Here is an 18,700-nt window from a genome sequence, read left to right on the forward strand (position 1 = left end):
ATGCGCAAAGACATGACCTTTCGTCCAACGGGTAAAATAGAAAAACAAAACCCCTTTTCCATAAGAAAAGAGGTTTTTTAGGAATTATCTAATCACCCAGCCAAGAGCTAAAGAGCCTTCACCTAGATGGGTGCCGATCACGGCACCAAAGTAGCTTTTATAAAATTCAACATGAGGATATTTTTCTGATAAGTGCGCAATTAATTCTTCTGCTTCTTCTTCTCTATTACCATGTATCAGTGTTGCTCTCATCGGAACACCACGTGATGCATCTTCATCAAATAATTCAAAAATACGTGAAATGGCTTTTTTACGTGTGCGAATCTTCTCAAAAGGGACAATTAGCTTGTTGTCAAAATGCAGAATAGGCTTTACCTTTAAGAGGCTTCCAATAAAAGCCTGTGCACCATTTAATCTGCCGCCTCTTTGCAAATGAGTTAAATCATCTACCATAAAATACGCCCGCTGACTTTCTTTCAGGTAATTTAGATGTGCTAACACTTCTTCTAAAGAAGCACCTTCTTGGATTTTTTCAGCAGCTTCTAACACATAAAAACCTTGTGCCATACAGCTTGTTTCTGTATCAAACGGGTAAATATCAATCCCTTCAACTAGATCATTCGCTGAAGCAGCACTATTATACGTTCCACTAATTCCACTTGAAAGGTGAATACTAATCACGGCGTCGTATGTTTCACTTAGTTTTTCATATAAGGCTATTAATTCACCAAAAGCAGGCTGAGAGGTTGTTGGAAGATCTTTGTGTTTTTTGATTTCTTCATAATATGTCTTCCAGTCCATTTCTATTTCTTCACGGTATGATTCACTGCCAAAGATGACGTTGAGGGGGATCATATGAATATTATATTTATCACGTAGCTCTTGTGGTAGATAAGCAGTACTGTCTGTTACAACGGCTATTTTCATTCTTAAATACCTTCCTTATTCGTTAAGTTACTCTTTTTTATTTTAAAAGAATGATCATTTTTTCATTAGATTTATAATAGTAATCAAAAAAGCCTGCCTAATCAATAGGCAAGCCCGCTATATCCGAAAAAGACTCCTTACCCTGTCTATCATTTCCCTCCAACTAAAATGTGAGAGAACAAAAAACAGGCGAAAAAGGAGTACTTGTCCGGAACATTATCTCATTTCTACCCAGCCGTTTTTAATTGCTACAACAACAGCTTGTGTACGGTCGTTTACATTCATTTTTTGCAAAATGTTACTCACGTGGTTTTTGACTGTTTTCTCACTAATAAAGAGCGATTCACCAATTCCTCTGTTGCTCTTTCCGTCAGCTAACATTTGAAGAACTTCGCATTCACGTCTAGTTAAGATATGAAGTGGTCTGCGAATTTCAGGATATACCTCGTGTTGTGGATGTGCTGAAACGCCGCTAGTTGCTAGGCGTCGGAATTCATTTACTAAATTATGAGTGACTTTCGGATGTAAATAAGAGCCTCCGTCAGCTACAACTTTCACTGCTTCGATGAGTGTGTCTGCATCCATTTCTTTTAACAGGTAGCCTCTCGCTCCTGTTTTCAATGCATGTGTTACATAGTTTTCATCATCATGAATAGATAGAATAATGACTTTTGATTCGGGATAAAGCTCAACAAGCTGCTTTGTAGCTTCAACACCATTTACATTCGGCATATTAATGTCCATAATGACAACATCCGGATGATAGTGTTCTACGATACGTGCAGCTTCGTCACCGTCGTCTCCTTCTGCAACTACTTCAAAAGTAGGTTCAAAATCTAAAATCCGTTTGACACCTTCACGGAATAATTGGTGGTCATCAATAATTACAATATTTACTTTAGTCACAAGCTACGCCTCCCCATGTTTATTGTTCTACACCTGAACTTTATGGTCAATATGTCTTTTGACTCTATTTTACAATTTTATTTTGCAATGTTAGTGGCACGCGAATCATGATGAATGTCCCTAGACCTATTTTTGAGTCTATGGTCATTTTACCTTCCAGTAAGTCTACGCGTTCTTTCATGCCAAGTAAACCGAAGGATTTGTTTTTGTTTGTTTTCACATCTTTCATATCAAAGCCTTTTCCATCGTCTTTAATAATTAAGGTCACAAAGTCTTTCGTTACTTCTACTTTGACAGAGATTTCTTCGGCTTCTGAATGCTTTAATGAATTTGTGACAGCTTCTTGGGCTAGTCTAAACAGTGCTACTTCAAATTGAGAAGCAATTCTTTCGCTTTCTGTATCACCTAGGCATTGGAACGTAATTTTGGTTTTCCCATCATATTCTTCAATTGTGTTTAAGTATTTTCTTAGTGTTGGAATCAGACCCAAATCATCTAAAGCCATCGGTCTTAAATCATAAATGATTCTTCTTACTTCGTACAGTGCATTTCGCACATTTTGTCTGAGACTTCTAATTTCTTTAAAGCCTTCTTCTGTACCGCGGTCTCTAAAAATCCGTTCAATTAATTCGGAACGCATCATCACGTTTGCCAGCATTTGAGCAGGGCCGTCATGAATTTCCCGAGACACTCTTTTGCGTTCTTCTTCTTGGGCTTCAATAATTCTGAGCCCAAAATCTTGTTTTGCCTGAGCATCTTCAAGTAAAACGCCGACCTGGCGTAAATCCTGGTTGAGATAGTTGAGAACAACTGTAATCTGACTCACAAGGGTTTCAGAGCGTTCTATGACGTCTTGCAAGCTTAGTAATCGTCTTTCCAGATCGTCTCTTCTTTCTCTCAGCTGCTTCTCGCGCTGCTGAATCATGGTGAGTTCCACCTGCAAGTTATGTGCTTTTTCGTAGGCCTCCCGTATTTCTTCTTCGCTGAATTTGTTGAAGTTTCTGCTGACCTCAGATAAGCGATTTCTAGCATGTCTTGTATGGACTTCCAGCTTATCCCCAAAATCAATTACTTCGTTTACTTGCTGCTTGATTTGCTTCAGCTCTTCTACTAGGCTTTCATATTGTTGACGGGACTGTTCGCCTATTCTAAATACTTCGTCCTTGCTGCCATCAACTGTACTTAGCATTTTCATGATGATTGAATCCAATAATTTTGGATCCATTTTGGGTGTTGTCATGGCTTTTCCCTCCCGTAACAGTGATGTCATCTTTTTTTATTATAAATGTCATTGATCTGCATTTTATGTCGAATTATAATGAAAGAATGCGTATAAATCTTGAAGTTTTTATGACGACCCTTTTTCCGCTCCTATCATCATAACAAAATACGCTGTAAAATTCTAAAACCAATGCAAATTTTCACTAGTCTTACAATTTGCTTGTCAGGAGGGTGTGTCTTTTGCTGAATCGCTATCTTACAGTAAAAAGTCGTGGCGAGCATGAGATCGTCATTGAAAAATCACGTTTTATTTGTCATATACAGCGTGCTGTCTCAGAAGAAGAAGCACAAGCATTTATACAATCCATTAAAAAACAACATTGGAATGCCACACATAATTGTTCAGCCTATCTCATTGGTGAACATGACCTCATTCAAAAAGCGAATGATGATGGTGAACCAAGTGGTACAGCAGGTGTGCCAATGCTTGAAGTGCTAAAAAAACGGAAGCTGAAAGATACAGTCGTTGTGGTCACTCGTTATTTCGGCGGTATCAAGCTAGGTGCCGGTGGATTGATTCGTGCCTACGGAAAATCTGTATCAGAAGCTATCAACCATGTTGGAATGGTAGAGCGCTGTTTAATGCGTACAATGCACACAACAATAGATTATACATGGCTTGGAAAGGTAGAGAATGAGCTTAGAGCCTCATCTTTTCAGCTAAAAGAAATCCATTATGCAGAAGATGTTATTTTTGAGACATATGTCGAAGAAACACAAACAGAGCAGTTCATTGAGTGGATGACTGAGCTGACAAATGGAAAGAGTGTTACAAAAGAAGGCGAATTGATTTATTTAGAAAAGGACATTGGTCCGATAAAGGAGACAGATGAATGGCACAACGAGTAAAAGTGCGTGTACGAAAGAAAAAGAGTAAGAAGAAGAGAATTATCAAACGTATTCTGGTCTTATTTTTGCTACTTATCATCTGCATGGGCGGATTCGCAGTATATAAAATCGTCAATACTCTTCAAGCTGCTGACAAAACATATGATGAACTAAACCGTGGAGAGAAATCGAATCTTCGTGATGCTGTCATTGATATTAAGAAAAAACCTTTCTCTGTATTATTTGTCGGAATTGAGGATTATGCCACAAAGGGTGATCATGGCCGTTCAGATTCACTCATTGTCGCAACGATTAACCCTCAAGACAAAACGATGAAAATGGTTAGTATTCCTCGTGACACACGCGTACAGCTTGCAAGTGATACAACAGGAAGTAAAGAAAAGATTAATGCAGCATTTGCTAAAGGTGGTAAAGACGAAACGATCGAAACTGTCGAACAATTCTTGCATATTCCGATTGATAAGTATGCAACCGTTGATTTCGACGGATTCAAGGATGTCATTGATGAAGTCGGCGGAATTGATATCGATGTTCCATTTGACTTCAATGAAAAAAGTGATGTTAAAAAATCGAAAAAGATTTACTTCAAAAAAGGCAATATGCATTTAAACGGGGAAGAAGCACTTGCTTACGCACGGATGAGAAAACAAGATCCACGCGGTGATTTCGGACGTAACGATCGTCAGAAACAAATTTTACGTGCAATGATTGATCAAATGGCGAAGCCAAATAACATTGCGAACGTCGATAACATCGCTAAAGAGGTCAGTGATCACATTACGACCAATTTCCGTATCACAGAAGGTCTTGCGCTTCAGCAAATCTACAGCGGATTTAAAGGAGACGACACAGAAACACTTTCTATTAAGGGATCAGACCTTTATTTAGGGCCAAATCGCACGTATTACTTTGAGCCAGATCCGACCAATTTAGCTAACGTCCAAAATGAATTACGGACGCATTTAAAGCTTCCTACTGAATCTTCAACTGAAACAGATTCACAAACCAATCCATCCTCTGGTGAAACAGGGTCAAGTGATACAACTAACTCATCGACCAGCACACCTGGACAATAATAAAAACAGCCCAGTTCCTAGGAACGGGCTGTTTTTTACTGCCTTTTGACCATTCGTTTATAAAATTTCGTAAATGGTTTAAATTCTTCATTCACTAAGCCTGTGACTTCTGCAATCACTTGCATGAACATGACCAGTAAAAAGATAATGATCAGTGATAACCAAATGGTGGCGCTTGTCAGCAAAATTGCACTTAGACTAAAGACTAATCCAATCATATAAATCACGATGACAGCCATGCGATGGGACAAGCCAAAGGCCATCAGTCTATGGTGAATATGAGATTTGTCGGGTGCTGAGATCGGCTGTTTGTTTAATATTCGCCTAATAATGGCAAAGGTGGTATCGAAAATAGGGACACCTAAGATGATCACTGGAACAACAACACTAAACAAAGTGACACTTTTGTATAGCCCTAATAGTGACAGTACCGAAATCATATAGCCTAAAAAAAGCGAACCGGTGTCACCCATAAAAATTTTCGCCGGATGAAAGTTGTAAAAAAGAAAGCCGATGGTACTACCAATGACAACAAGGGATAAAGAAAGAATCAAAATTTTATCAGCTGAAAATGCCATCACGGCAATGGTTGATAAACCGATGACAGAAATACCGGCAGCCAGTCCATCAAGGCCGTCAATTAAATTAATGGCATTTGTGATTCCGACAATCCATAACACGGTTAGGGGATATGCCATCCAGCCTAACTCAATTCGATCTGTTAAGAAAGGAACAGAGAAAAAGTCCATTTTTAAGCCTGTGCTTACAATCAGACAAGCAACAAGAACTTGTACGAGAAATTTGAATTTTGCACTTAAATTATATTTATCATCAAATATACCTAGAATGACGATAAGTACGGCACCAACTGAAATTGCTGTAATTTTATTATGTAGAAACAGCCCGCCTGCTAATGCTCCAGCCGCTACCCCAATAAAAATTGCCAAACCGCCCATTCGAGGCATTACTTTATCATGAACTTTTCGTTTATTCGGCTGGTCCACTGCACCAATCTTAATTGCAAACTTTTTGACGATTGGTGTCACAATTAAAACTGTAGCCAGAGAGACAAAAAACGCTAATAAGGCGCGTTCGTAATCCATAGGTCAGTCTCCTTCTAAATTGAAATCTGTATTTTGTATATTGGCCGCTCTTTCCATTATACAATTGAATAGAGGATGATCACAAGCTTCCCCTGTGAAGAAGAAACAAATAAAAACGCACAATCCCTGATGAATTATGCGTTTTCTTTAATATTCGTTAGTTCCACCATGTTTGTGAACAGCGCGTGCCAATCTTTTTTCTTCGCACGGCTTTGTCTTAGATGTCTATAATCCATATCGTCTTTTTTGCTGATCACTTTTTGGCAGGCTTCTACGAAGAGTGCAGGATCTTCGCCCTCTAAATATTCATACACATCATTCTCTTTTAGCCTTTCCGTTGACGGAAGATTTAAACCGACAACCGGTATTCCTGCGGCTAAAAATTCATATAGCTTGAGCGGGAACACGGCTTGATTGTAAGGAGATTGTTTGTATGGCATCATGCCTACATCAATCAGCTTCATATACGCAGGCACTTCTTCTGGTGCAACAGCACCTGTCCAAATCACATTTGGCAGTTTAAGTGCATGCTGAAAAGATGGATCACCATTTGTTCCATCCGGACCGACAAATAAAAATGTCCAATCAGGCTGCATGCGGGCAGCTTCTGCTATCATGTCAAAATCCAGCTTCGGCTTGATGCCTCCAATAAAACCAAGAACAGTTCCTTCTCTTCCTCCCAGCACATCCTCCTTACATGGAAGATTGCTTTTGGCAAACACATCGTACTCAACGCCATTTTCCACTGTAAAGACATCTTTCGGTTCACCCATGAGACGTTTTTTAATTTGATCGTGCAAGTATTGAGAAGAGCATGTAATGCTGTGTGCGTATTTGATGATTCGATTTTCTGCTTTCACAATGACACGCTGCCTCATATAAGAAAGCAAATTATTTTTGCCGCTTATCGGCTCTCCCCACAGGTCACTGCAGTCATAGACAATATGTTTCCATTCAAATAAAGAAGATAAGAGCGGAAAGCCCGGAAACGTATACCATAAGCAAACAGCGATTCCCTTCTTTTCCTCCTGCCGTAAATGCTCAAGAAGTGGGGACAATTTATGAATATAGAACATGTCTTGATATCGGCCAAAGCGAAAAAATTTGCTCTTAAGCACATCAGGAATGGTCAATTGCTTCATTCGATCGGTTATGGGCTGAAAGGGAGCTTTATGACGGGATACAGATGGGCATACCCAGATGACCTCTTTCGTTTCTGGATCAGATGCTAGAAATTCCGCCAGTCGATGCCGTCTGTACCTCAAGCCGTCCTGTCCCCATTCTCCCGTCGCTACGATAACATGTATGATCGAGTCTGCTTTCACCTTTATCACCTTTTTTCCCTTCTGTTTTATAAGCGCTTCTTCACAGCATTTGTCGCATAGTGCATAAAACACCAAGATGCTTTGACAAAATGAAGCTGCTCAATTTCTCTGTAGACGAACCACGTTTTTTTCGCTGCTTTCCACTTGTTACTAGAGATCGAGTTCCCAACGATGCGGTATTCACTGAGCGGTTCACTCATACCATAGGCTGTAAATCCTCTTTTTAATATGGACAGCCACGTTGCTAAATCCTGTCTTGTGCGGATGTTCGGCATTTCTATATGTCCGATCTTCTGTACATCAAGCATCACCGTTAAACAGCCGATAATGGTATTTTTCAAAGCTTCATCATAAGTTAATCTTGCTGGTGCAGTGACGGTTTTTTCTAATGGTTCTCCATTTTCTGCGATAATATCATATGCCGTGAATGTAAAGGCATAATCGTTTGTCAGCATGAAGTCTACCTGCTTTTCGAGCTTCGTCTCTTTCCACTTATCATCGCTGTCTAAAAAAGCAATAAAGCGGCCTTTTGCCTTTTTGATGGCTGTATTTCTAGCGATGGCGGCTCCCCCATTTTTCTCTAAATAAATGACGTTGATTCTGTCGTCTGCTTCACTTAAGTCCCCAAGCAGCTTCCTTGTTTCATCTGTTGAACAATCATCTGCGATGATCAGTTCCCAATTGGAATAGGTTTGGGCAAGGACGGAATGAACTGTATCCGTTAAATAACGTTCCGCATTATAGGCCGGTGTAATGATTGATACTAACGGTTGATTGTTCACCTAAGACTCATCTCCAGTTCATCATTAAGATTCTTTGAACACTTCGGGCAAGACCACAAACATGAGCGAGATACTAAAGCCAATGACAAGTCCAAGCAGTGCACGTTTTTTCGCTGACATGCCTTTATTGCCTTCATCAAGAACTTGAGCAGGATCCACAATCTTCGCCTGCTTCATTCCAAGCTTTATAGACTCCAATTCATATAGGAATCGTTCTTTATCTACTTTGGAATCGTTGCTGACAGATTCGTCTTTTAAAGCAGATAATCTACTTTCAATCACCTGCTGCCTTTTTGTAAATAATGCTTTGTCTTGCTTCAGAAATGTATCTGACACCTGCTTCACGACAGCTAAAGCATGATCCTTCTCAGCATCTGTGAAGGACAGCTGTAATTGTGTATCTGATTGATTGGTGAGGATGAGGCGGCTTTTCACATCCTGCCTTTCTTCTTCTTTGATGTCACTGAGTGCTTCATTCAGAAATGCATCGCTTTTTAATAGAGATGTCACTTCAGCTATATTGTTATACACTCCGTCATCATATTTACCAAGCGTGAGAGTAACAGCAGCTGTGTAACTAGACTGCTGCGTTGTTCCTTTGGCAAAAAAGAATCCAAAAGCGCCTAATACGACAGGCAGCAGTACGAGCCATACGATATACTTTTTGATTCGCTTCCCTATTCTAGATATGAAACCAGACATGTTCATTCTCCCAACATTGACGTATTTGCTTTTTCACTAGTGTAGCCATACCAGCGCAGCATCACACACGGTTTACCAAGTCTTAAACCGCTGTTTGTTTTTCAACATATTCACCGCTGCGATCACGAGGCCTAAAAAGACCCAGTGGAAATATAAATTCGAGACAGAACTAGGACTGATACTTGAAACGAGAAAGCTCAGCATGGCAGCGAACAAACCTTCAATGATCATTTTTGCTGATCTTGTGTCAGCCCATTGGTATTGTTTATACAGTGTGAACATGAGATAAGCGTAGACGGAGATATAGCCCAGCATGACCGCAAATCCAAAGTTCGTCATCACTTCCAGCAGCCAATTGTGCACTTCAACCACTTGATCTGTATCAAAGATTGAAAAGTGGGCTAAGTAGTAAGACACATTCCCCGCTCCGACACCAAATCCGTATGAATCCGTAAAGAAATGCCATGCATTTTTGATCAAATTCGCTCTCGCAATGTTGGATGGGAGTGGTTCACTAAAAGAATGCGCGACCTGAGAAGCGAGAAACAAGTCATAAAAGACTGAATAAATCTTGGCTGAAAAAACAGTGATACAGATGACACCAAGTCCACCTGCTGCGATGAGTGACCACTTTTTGAGAAAGCGCGGCATGAGCAGCCACACATAGATGGCGACTCCTGCAAATATGCCAAGCAGGCTCGCGCGGGATTCTGTTAACAAAATGAGATACAGTGCTGCAATGGCGCCAAATAATCCAAATGCTTTGAGATAACCATTTTTCATTTGTCGCATACACGCTAAATATAAGAAAAAGCTAATCGATAAAAACGTCGCAAAATCATTTTGATTAAAAAAGACAGCTGTAGGATAGTGCTGTTTATACGCCGGCCCAAGATATAATGAAGTATTCGGTAAATGGTTCAAAGTAAAGTGATTATAAAACCCTATCCCCATGACAAATACAGTCATGATGAGCCAAATGCTATAAAAGGTGACCACTTGATCCATTCGCTGGATGTACATGACCACAAGGAAGACAAACCCCATCCCCATAGCAAGCAGGGACATATATTTGAGACCGTCTGTCACCGAATGAGCCCACAGCAGTGAGATGAGCCCATAAAGAAACCATGCAGCGAAAAAACCAAGAATCCCTTTTACACGAATCTGCTGCCACTGCGATATGTACGTCCCCTTATCTCTAATCCGCCATATGAATAATGCAAAGGCAGCAATGAGCATAATACGGTAGAGAAAAAGACTAAAGAACCCAGCACTAATTGAAAAGAAAGCGTTGTTGAGAAAGGTCATTGCAATTAAAAGATAAATGGCTGACATGAACACTTGCTCACCGTTCATGTATAGCTTCATTAACACGAGAAAAGCCGTCAGGATCAAAAGCAGGACCGGAATAGCGACGATCTTTTTTAACCCGATGGGCTGCGCAGACGCCATTTGTACAAGTCCTAGCCCTGCTGCAAATAATATACATCCGATCATGATTTGCCATGCTGTTTGTTTCACGCTCATACCCATTTTCCTCCTAAGCAACCCATCCGATTTGAGGGATTAAGCCTTGACTTCCTGTTTATAGTAGGAAATGGTACGAGCCAAACCTTCCTGTAAACTCACAACAGGCTCCCAAGCTAAGACTTGTTTCGTTTCCTCATTTGCTAATGTACTATGCACGATATCTCCTGCACGCTGCGGTTTGTAAATCGGTTCAAGCTGTGATCTCGTTACCCGTTTCATCGTTTGAAACAGTTCATTCACAGTGATGGAATGACCACACGAAATATTTAAACAAACGTTTGATTGGGCTGTTAATGCCGCAACATTCGCTGCCGCTAGATCACCCACATAGATAAAGTCTCTTGTTTGTTCCCCATCTCCAAAGATAAAAGGGGCCTCATCCTTTGCAAACTTATCAGAGAAAATAGAGACAACACCACCTTCGCCAAGTGCGTCTTGGCGCGGACCATATACATTGCTGTACCTGAGAATACAATAGTCCACATCATAAAGTGATTTTGCCATTTCTAAATACCGCTCTACTGTCAGTTTTGCTAAGCCATAAGGTGAACCAGGCTTCAGCCGGTGAGCGGTGTCTACTGGCAGATACACCGGGTCTCCATAGACAGCTGCTGATGAGGCAAAGATGACTTTTTCCACCCCTGCTTCAGCCGCAGCTTTCATGACGTGCAGAGATCCTTTGATATTGACCTCTTCGTCATAAACGAAATCCTGAACGGAAATGGCTACACTTACTTGTGCTGCAAGATGAATGATATAATCCGGTGCGATTTGTTTGATCAAATCAATCGTCGCTGGCTTTGTGACATCTGCCTCTATGCATTGCACGGAAAGATGGGCAATATTTTCTCGAGATCCAGTTGAAAAGTTATCAAGAATGATGGGCTCATAGCCTTTTTCTAGTAAAGCCTCTACCGTATGTGATCCAATAAATCCGCTTCCCCCAGTAACCAATACTTTCTTCATCCAAGCTCCCCCTGTTATTGTGCCTTCGATACCAATTCTGCTTCCCATACACTTGGGCGGCCGATAGACTGGTAAATAAATCCTCTCTCTTTCATTTCTGCTGGATCAAACAAATTCCTTCCATCAATTACAATTGGCGAACGAAGCAGCTGCTTGATCTGGTCTTTATCCATCTTCTGTACGTCATCCCATTCTGTTAGGATGAGACAGGCATCGGTATCTTTTACTGTTTCATACAGGTCATTGCTGAAAACCGCCTGCGGACCAAGCTCCCGCTCAGCTTCCATATAAGCAATCGGATCATAGGCTTTTACAAAAGCACCTAGCTCTCTCAGCATTGGGATAATATCTAATGCAGGTGCGGAACGCATATCATTCGTATTCGGTTTGAATGCAAGACCTAAGACAGAAATGGTTTTTCCTTTAATATCACCGAACACACTCATCAGTTTGCTGACAAGGTGGGCTCTTTGGTTGTTGTTCGTTTCAATGACAGATTCGATCAGCTTGAACCGATACCCGGATGTTTCGGCAATTTTGAGAAGAGCCATTGTGTCTTTCGGAAAACAAGAACCCCCAAATCCAATGCCTGCTTTTAAAAATTTATGCCCGATGCGGCTGTCTAATCCAACTCCTTCACTGACTTTTTCAACGTCAGCGCCTACCCTTTCGCAAATATTTGCAATGTCATTAATGAAAGAGATTTTTGTGGCAAGCATGGCATTTGCAGCATACTTAATCATTTCAGCACTTTCTAAGTTGGTCTCCACAACCTCTGTTTGAAACGGATCATGCAGCCTTTTGATGGTAGTGGAAGCATGAGTGCTTGTTGAACCAATGACCGCCCGCTCCATATTCATCGTGTCTTGAATTGCAGAGCCTTCTCGGAGAAACTCTGGATTGGATACGACGTCAAAGGGATATTTGCTGCGCGATGCCTTTTCCACAATGGCTTGAACGAGACGGCCTGTTCCAACGGGCACTGTGCTTTTATTGACGATGATTTTATAGCCATTCAGGTGTTCACCGATCGTTTGAGCGACGGCTTTCACATACGTTAAATCTGCTTCCCCTTGTGGTGTCATCGGTGTCCCTACAGCAATATAGATAATCTCTGATTCCCTAATAGCGGCAGGAATATTCGTTGTAAAAAACAGTCTTCCTTCTTCTGTATTCTTTTCAATCAATTCCTTTAAACCTGGTTCATAAATGGGAACGACACCACTTTTTAAGCTGTTGATTTTTGATTCATCGATGTCACAGCAGATGACACGATTTCCGATATCAGCAAAACAAGTACCCGATACTAACCCGACATACCCTGTTCCAATCACAGCAATTTTCTTCAACATTTTTCATCCTCTCAGTAAAAGCATATTGTCCGTTCCAAGCTGTTTATCTATCTATCATTCTTTGCACATTTCATCTTGTTTAAACGATGGATGTTGATTGATTGAGCACCTTCTCATATTGCTGAATGAGGTGCTTCGCATTATGTTCTGATGAATATTCTGTATGAACCATTTCATGAAGATCGCTTTTCACTTGCTCATTCCATCTGTTTTCATAAAGGCAGGCGTGAATCGCCTCTTTCAACTGACTCGCCGAACGTGGTTCAACGAGCAGGTGTTGATAGGTAGAAAATAAGGATGGGAGACCGCCAACCCGTGTTGCAATGACAGGTACTTTTAAAGCGAGCGCTTCTAGAACGACGGTTGGCATTCCTTCACTGTAGGAAGGGAGTGCAAACAGATCAGCTGCCATTAAGTAGTCTCTTACCTGCTCATTCGGCACCTGCCCTGGAAGTATGATAGATGCTCCCGCCCGTTCCGTGAGCTCCTTTGCAAGGGGGCCTTTTCCGACAAAGACTGCTTTCACACCATCCATGCTGCTGACAGCATCAGCTAATTCAAGCAAGCCCTTCTCTTTCACTAAACGCCCGACGAAAACAACGAGCTTATCTTGAAGCGGTAAACCTAAGTGCTTTCTGATGCCTTTTTGATCTTCTTCCGTTCTTGAAAATGATTGGAGCGGTATACCAAGCGGAAGACATTTTGCTTCTACCTTCGTCATATCATTTGTCTTTTTAGCGAGCTCCTCACTCACCGTCAGAACAACAGACGCCTGCTTCACCGCCGTTTCAAAGGCTGCCTGTGCCCCTTTGCTATAGCTCGGATATACGTTCACATCACTGCCGTGTAAGGTCAGAAGATAAGGGATTTGCGTTTCTTTCTGAATGACAGCCGCCGCTCCGCCAGACGGCATGGCAAAGTGCGCATGGATGAAATCTGGTGACAGCTGATGATGCTGCATTGCCCGGAGAACGGAAGCCGCTATTCGTTTACTCGGCTGTGCCCATTTCAGCTGTCCAGGGAGCGCTCGATAAGACGGTCTGTAAACTGTCACTCCGTTCCGCACTTCCTGTTCAGGCAGCTCTTTTTTCTGCCTATAGGATGCCTTGAGCATCCGTAAAACCGGCGGATTCTCTGGATTAGGACAAATGACAGTCACTTCTATTCCTTGTTTGAGCAGCTCCTGGACTTGCGTTTCATGAAATACGCCCTCACTCGGATGTTTTTCACTAGGATATACACTTGTCAGCCATAGTACCTTCATGACGAACGACCTCTTCTCAATAATTTGCCTGCAGCCTGGGGATACATTTTGATGAGCAACAAGCCATACAATGCAGCACTGACACAAACAGTCAGAAGTAATTGAAGTGAAATATCTGCTGATGTCAGCTTCATTCCTTGATGTAAAGCTATCGCACAGATCGCCATAAGCAGTGTCATGATAGCAGGCTTTCCAAGTGATTTTAAATACACCTTCATATCAAGCTGAATGACATATGCCATGAGCCATCTACCGACAATAAAGTTGAGCAGGCTGACACCTGAGTAAATCCAAGCTACTGTGAGCAGACTGCCTGTCATGACACCTGCATATAATGCGTAGCCATACACGATGAGCATCCCCGTATCCCAATAAAAGGCTAAGTCCGCTCTCCCTTTTGCAAGAAGTATGGAACCGTTTGGATTCATCAACACACGCAGCAGGCCGACAATGCACAATATATTTAAAACCGGAACCGCTACTAGCCATTTCTCTCCAAACACGACTTCTATAAAACTGTCTGATACGGCAGCAAGGCCGATTAATAATGGAAAACTAACCAATGCGAGCATATTTGTCATACTGAGGAAGCCCTCACGCAGCATGGAGTGATCACGCTGACTTTTTGCGAAAACTGGGAAAGCCACTCTCGTCACAATCGGATTTATCTTCAGTACGGGTATCGTCACAATTTGATACGCCAAGCTGTAAATACCTAACGCCTCCGCTCCAAGAAATCGGCCGATTAAAATCATGTCGATGTTTGATCCTGCTCGGTTGACCAGTCTGGATGCGAGCTGGAATGCACCGAATGAGAAAAATTCCTTCACCTCTCCTAATGCAAAAACAGGTGCTGGACGCCACTTCTTCCAATAAGCCGCTGCATACATGAGACCTTTTCCTGATTGCAGCAGCACTTGAGAAATGACATAGGCGATAATCGGATTCATGAAGAAGGCGAAAACGAGTAAAACGAGCAGCGATATGATGGTCGCAATAGCTTCAATGGTGCTTAATGTTTTAAAGGCTAAGTCTTTTTGCATCATATACTGGTACTGCTGGCCAATCGGTGCAATCAGAAACATGATCGATAATAGCTTGAGCAGACCCTCTAGCTCTGGCCGGTTATAAAAAGCGGCTATCATTGGGCTTAGCAGGATGAGCAGACAAAACAAGATAATCCCTGTGAGCAAGTTGATCCAATATAATGTAGATAATTGACGTTCTGTCGTTTGTTCCTTTTGAATGATCGCTGCCCCAATTCCTAGATCAAGTAAAATCTGCGTAAATATTGTGACAGTTGTGATCATGCCAACGAGTCCAAATTCCTTGAGTGACATCACATTCCCTAAAAAGGCGAACTGTGCAATTTGGATGATGGTGATGATCAATGCGGACAAGCTTGTCCATTTTGCCCCGCCTAGCATGCGTTTTTTTATACTTGCCATTTCTCTTCCCTACTTTACTTATCTGGCTCCGTCACCAGTCATGATGACTTTTAACGTTTTTACCATAATCTTCGTGTCGAGAGAAAATGTCAAGTTTTGAATATACTGTAAGTCATGTGTTAATTTTTCACTTGGACTCATTTCATATCCGCCATTTACTTGAGCAAGACCTGTCAGCCCCGGCTTTACTGCCAATCTTTTTGTGAAGCCTGGAATCGTCCGATTAAATTCTGCGGTAAACATCGGTCTTTCCGGACGAGGACCTACGATACTCATTTCTCCTTTTAACACGTTGATAAATTGCGGAAGTTCATCAATTCTTGTTTTACGGATGAATGCCCCCACTTTGGTGATACGCGGGTCATTTTTTTGAGCCCATTTTGCTCCTCCGCTTTCTGCGTCAGTTCTCATCGATCTGAGCTTCCATAATTTAAAGTAAACACCGTCTTTCCCGACCCTTTCCTGCATATAAAAGGCTGGCCCTGGTGTTTCCAGCTTAATCAAAAGAGCAAACAGCAAAATGATTGGCGTACTCAACATCAATCCGATGAACGAGAACATTAAATCTATGAAACGTTTTGCAAATAAATAACGAACCATATGTTCTGTTAAGGCAAAAGAGTGATTTCGTCTCACTTCATATTCTCTGTAAAGATTCATCGCTTTCTCTGCACTCACTGACCTGCACCTCACCATTCAAAGTAGTTGTTGTGTAAAGAGATGTTCTATGAAAGTCAGTTTAGCAGAGCAACATTAAGCAAATGTAAATGGGTTGTTAAGTCTTGTAAAACTGTGTTAAGAATGTGCACTTATATCAAGTTATGCCCTTTTCAACGTAAAAAAGACCCGCAATTCTGCGGGTCTCCGGGTCTTTTCTTTATTTTGCTTTTACAGATTCGATCGTTTTCAATCGAAGTGTTCCATTTGCATCTTTTGTATAGGTTACTTTTACTTTTGATTCTTCTTTTAAGCTGTTCACTTGTTTAGAAAAGGTATTTCCGAATTGAATCGCTACTTCTTTTCCATCAATGTTGACAGCAATTGTATGTCCATCAGCCAAACCGACATATGTGCCTTCTTTGGTGACTTCATTTTTCTTACTAGTTGTTGATTCTTTCTTTGTTTTAGAGTCAGATTTTGAGTCAGTTTTTGATTGGTCTTTAGCAGGTTCTTCTTTTGTAATTTCTTTGCTTGAGCTGTCTTTTGCTTCTTCATCAGATTGACCTGCTGGTTCTTCTGTTTGAGCAGCTGTTTCTTTGCTTTGATCATCTGATTTTTCATTTTTTGATGATTGATCATCTTCTGATTTTTCGTCTGCAGCCTTATCTTTGTTTTGATCGGTTGCTTCAGTTGTTTCTTTTTGACTGTCATCCTTTTTGTTATCGCTTGATTGATTTGTTGTGCCGCACGCTGTGAGCAATACTCCTAGAAGCAATACTAGAAACGGCATTGTGATTAATTTTTTCAAGATCGTCACCTCTTCATGATTTGTCGGTTTGCTGAAGATTTATGCGTAAACCATTCACCTTCTATGTTTCAATTATAACAAACATAGCCAAAAATGAAATGTATTTTTAACTTGACAATGTTTCTTCGTGGACTTTTAAAAAAAGGCTGCCGAGTTCTTACTCGAGCAGCCTAAGAGGAGTAACTGAGGCACCCCTCAGGTTTGTGTTTTCTTATCTAAAATAACCTGACACACCGCTTGAAATACCTGACGCTAAACGATCTTTATACGTAGCAGATTTCAAGATGTTTGAATCAACTGGACTAGAAACAAAACCAGTTTCTAAAAGAACACTCGGCATCTTAGAATATTTAATGACGTAGAAGCCAGCTGTTTTCACACCACGGTCTCTTGTCCCTAGTGCACTAACCATTTTTGGCTGGATGTTTTGCGCCAGCTTCAGGCTGTTTGCAGCCGCATATGTTTTGTCATAGTATGTTTCTGTTCCATTTGCACTGCTGTTATCATTTGAGTTCGCATGGACACTAATGAAGATATCCGCTTTCGCATTGGCACCTTTGCTCACTCGTGTTTGAAGACTATCAAATGTGTCTGATGTTCTTGACATGGTCACAAGTGCACCAGCGTTGTTTAATTTCGTATTTAAACGCTTTGCTACGTCTAAATTCAAATTCTTTTCATATAATCCGTAACCTACAGCTCCTGAATCATGCGCGCCATGACCTGGATCAATGAATACTTTTTTCCCAACAGCCGGGTTTTTCAGCTGGTTTACAACAGTTGGAGTGACAGTATTTGTACTGCCTACAACAGTAAATTTAGTGATTTTCTTGCTGCTCACTGTTGCTCTTGTTACTTTTGGCAGCGTCTTTTCATTCGTTAGAAGCAATGCTTTGTTTTGCTTCGCCGCAATGCCAGCAGCAGAAGATGAAGTGGCATAGCCAAATCCTCTTCCTACATAGGTATTATTGACGCTCATATTGTATTTTTTCACAATATTTGCCGCGACATCATAACGAGTCGATCCTTTGATTCGTGTTGGAGACTTCAATTGGTTATAAGCTGCTTTTGTGACGTAGTTCTCTCCGCCGACTACAATGGTTTGTTTGACATTGCTTGCTTTTGCAACAGAAGCGATTTCAGAACGAAGTCCCTTTTTATCTGTGTATAGAATCGGGAATCCTTTTTGAGCGGCTACAGGTGCAATTGCAATCCCATGTGCATAGAAAGAACCCTCAACGACAACGACGCCTGCTGGCTTTTTCATTTTTTTCGCGATATTAGCAGATAGCTCATATCGGTTTTTTCCTGAAATACGCTGTGTGGAGATGCCCATTTTCTTCACTTGGTTGACCACGTTGTTTGACACACTTGATGTGCTGCCTAAAACGATCACCGTTTTTGTTTTTAATGAAGTTAAGGCTTTCTTTGTATCACCCGAAAGGCTTTTACTGTTTGTGTAAAGAACTGGTCCATTTTTTTGATGTGCAAGTGGAATTCCTGCTGTTGCATCTGCATACGCAGTTTTCCCTACTAAAACGACTGTACTTGCAGTTCCCCATCCTTTTTTCGCTACGTTTGCCGCTACAGCATATCTGCTACCGCCATCAATTCGTGAGACTGAATTGTCTGCCAAAGCTGTTGGAACGATAACGAAAATAGCGATGAGGCTGAGGATGGCTGTTTTCATCAATGAGCGCATCTTCTATGTCCTCCTT

17 protein-coding genes are annotated in these 18,700 nt (G+C 41.3%); 2 read left to right on the forward strand and 15 right to left on the reverse strand.

The window, feature by feature from the left end:
* Positions 1 to 84: 84 nt before the first annotated feature.
* From NSQ72_RS16540 to NSQ72_RS16550, 3 genes are all read right to left on the reverse strand, one after another.
* The gene (locus tag NSQ72_RS16540; protein ID WP_039181815.1) at positions 85 to 927 is read right to left on the reverse strand and encodes a DegV family protein; all 843 of its coding nucleotides are present in this window, start codon (positions 925 to 927) and stop codon (positions 85 to 87) included.
* A 216-nt stretch (positions 928 to 1,143) separates the two neighbouring features.
* Positions 1,144 to 1,833 (reverse strand): two-component system response regulator DegU, encoded by a 690-nt coding sequence (gene degU / locus NSQ72_RS16545; RefSeq protein WP_008348273.1) that lies wholly within the window; start codon positions 1,831 to 1,833, stop codon positions 1,144 to 1,146.
* 64 nt (positions 1,834 to 1,897) lie between these two features.
* A complete protein-coding gene (locus NSQ72_RS16550) occupies positions 1,898 to 3,073 on the reverse strand; it encodes a sensor histidine kinase (RefSeq protein ID WP_003213166.1) in 1,176 nt (391 codons plus the stop codon).
* 221 nt (positions 3,074 to 3,294) lie between these two features.
* Here NSQ72_RS16550 and NSQ72_RS16555 point away from each other — a divergent pair, with 221 nt between their 5' ends.
* Both NSQ72_RS16555 and NSQ72_RS16560 read left to right on the forward strand, forming a co-directional pair.
* A complete protein-coding gene (locus NSQ72_RS16555; RefSeq protein ID WP_012011434.1) occupies positions 3,295 to 3,963 on the forward strand; it encodes a YigZ family protein in 669 nt (222 codons plus the stop codon).
* The gene (locus NSQ72_RS16560; RefSeq protein WP_034623744.1) at positions 3,948 to 5,039 is read left to right on the forward strand and encodes an LCP family protein; all 1,092 of its coding nucleotides are present in this window, start codon (positions 3,948 to 3,950) and stop codon (positions 5,037 to 5,039) included. Before NSQ72_RS16555 ends, NSQ72_RS16560 begins: the two co-directional genes overlap by 16 nt.
* A gap of 35 nt (positions 5,040 to 5,074) precedes the next feature.
* Here NSQ72_RS16560 and NSQ72_RS16565 read toward each other — a convergent pair whose 3' ends face one another.
* From NSQ72_RS16565 to NSQ72_RS16620, 12 genes are all read right to left on the reverse strand, one after another.
* Positions 5,075 to 6,142, reverse strand: a complete 1,068-nt coding sequence (locus NSQ72_RS16565) for a glycosyltransferase family 4 protein (RefSeq protein ID WP_034660156.1) — start codon at positions 6,140 to 6,142, stop codon at positions 5,075 to 5,077.
* A gap of 134 nt (positions 6,143 to 6,276) precedes the next feature.
* Positions 6,277 to 7,476, reverse strand: coding sequence for a teichuronic acid biosynthesis protein TuaH (tuaH, locus tag NSQ72_RS16570; protein ID WP_126682366.1), 1,200 nt, complete (start codon positions 7,474 to 7,476; stop codon positions 6,277 to 6,279).
* A gap of 17 nt (positions 7,477 to 7,493) precedes the next feature.
* A complete protein-coding gene (gene tuaG / locus NSQ72_RS16575) occupies positions 7,494 to 8,249 on the reverse strand; it encodes a teichuronic acid biosynthesis protein TuaG (protein ID WP_341084696.1) in 756 nt (251 codons plus the stop codon).
* Between the two features lie 24 nt (positions 8,250 to 8,273).
* Complete coding sequence (gene tuaF / locus NSQ72_RS16580) at positions 8,274 to 8,951, reverse strand: teichuronic acid biosynthesis protein TuaF (RefSeq protein WP_341084698.1); 678 nt, start codon at positions 8,949 to 8,951, stop codon at positions 8,274 to 8,276.
* A 72-nt stretch (positions 8,952 to 9,023) separates the two neighbouring features.
* Entirely contained in the window at positions 9,024 to 10,481 is a 1,458-nt protein-coding gene (gene tuaE / locus NSQ72_RS16585; protein ID WP_341084701.1) for a teichuronic acid biosynthesis protein TuaE, read from the reverse strand.
* 39 nt (positions 10,482 to 10,520) lie between these two features.
* The gene (locus tag NSQ72_RS16590) at positions 10,521 to 11,450 is read right to left on the reverse strand and encodes an NAD-dependent epimerase/dehydratase family protein (protein WP_106025564.1); all 930 of its coding nucleotides are present in this window, start codon (positions 11,448 to 11,450) and stop codon (positions 10,521 to 10,523) included.
* 14 nt (positions 11,451 to 11,464) lie between these two features.
* Positions 11,465 to 12,802: a UDP-glucose 6-dehydrogenase TuaD gene (tuaD, locus tag NSQ72_RS16595; RefSeq protein WP_126682370.1), complete on the reverse strand. Its 1,338-nt coding sequence runs from the start codon at positions 12,800 to 12,802 to the stop codon at positions 11,465 to 11,467.
* Between the two features lie 79 nt (positions 12,803 to 12,881).
* Complete coding sequence (gene tuaC, locus NSQ72_RS16600) at positions 12,882 to 14,066, reverse strand: teichuronic acid biosynthesis protein TuaC (protein ID WP_126682371.1); 1,185 nt, start codon at positions 14,064 to 14,066, stop codon at positions 12,882 to 12,884.
* Positions 14,063 to 15,514, reverse strand: coding sequence for a teichuronic acid biosynthesis protein TuaB (tuaB, locus tag NSQ72_RS16605; protein ID WP_126682372.1), 1,452 nt, complete (start codon positions 15,512 to 15,514; stop codon positions 14,063 to 14,065). Before tuaB ends, tuaC begins: the two co-directional genes overlap by 4 nt.
* 18 nt (positions 15,515 to 15,532) lie before the next feature.
* A complete protein-coding gene (locus tag NSQ72_RS16610) occupies positions 15,533 to 16,192 on the reverse strand; it encodes a sugar transferase (RefSeq protein WP_034281119.1) in 660 nt (219 codons plus the stop codon).
* Positions 16,193 to 16,391: 199 nt separating this feature from the next.
* Positions 16,392 to 16,991, reverse strand: coding sequence for a hypothetical protein (locus NSQ72_RS16615; protein WP_228280141.1), 600 nt, complete (start codon positions 16,989 to 16,991; stop codon positions 16,392 to 16,394).
* Between the two features lie 202 nt (positions 16,992 to 17,193).
* Positions 17,194 to 18,684 carry an N-acetylmuramoyl-L-alanine amidase gene (locus tag NSQ72_RS16620; RefSeq protein ID WP_039181847.1) on the reverse strand — a complete coding sequence of 497 codons (1,491 nt, stop codon included), beginning with the start codon at positions 18,682 to 18,684 and terminating at the stop codon, positions 17,194 to 17,196.
* Positions 18,685 to 18,700: the final 16 nt, after the last annotated feature.

It is taken from the genome of Bacillus sp. FSL R5-0659 (assembly GCF_038008785.1).
GTDB lineage: Bacteria > Bacillota > Bacilli > Bacillales > Bacillaceae > Bacillus > Bacillus safensis.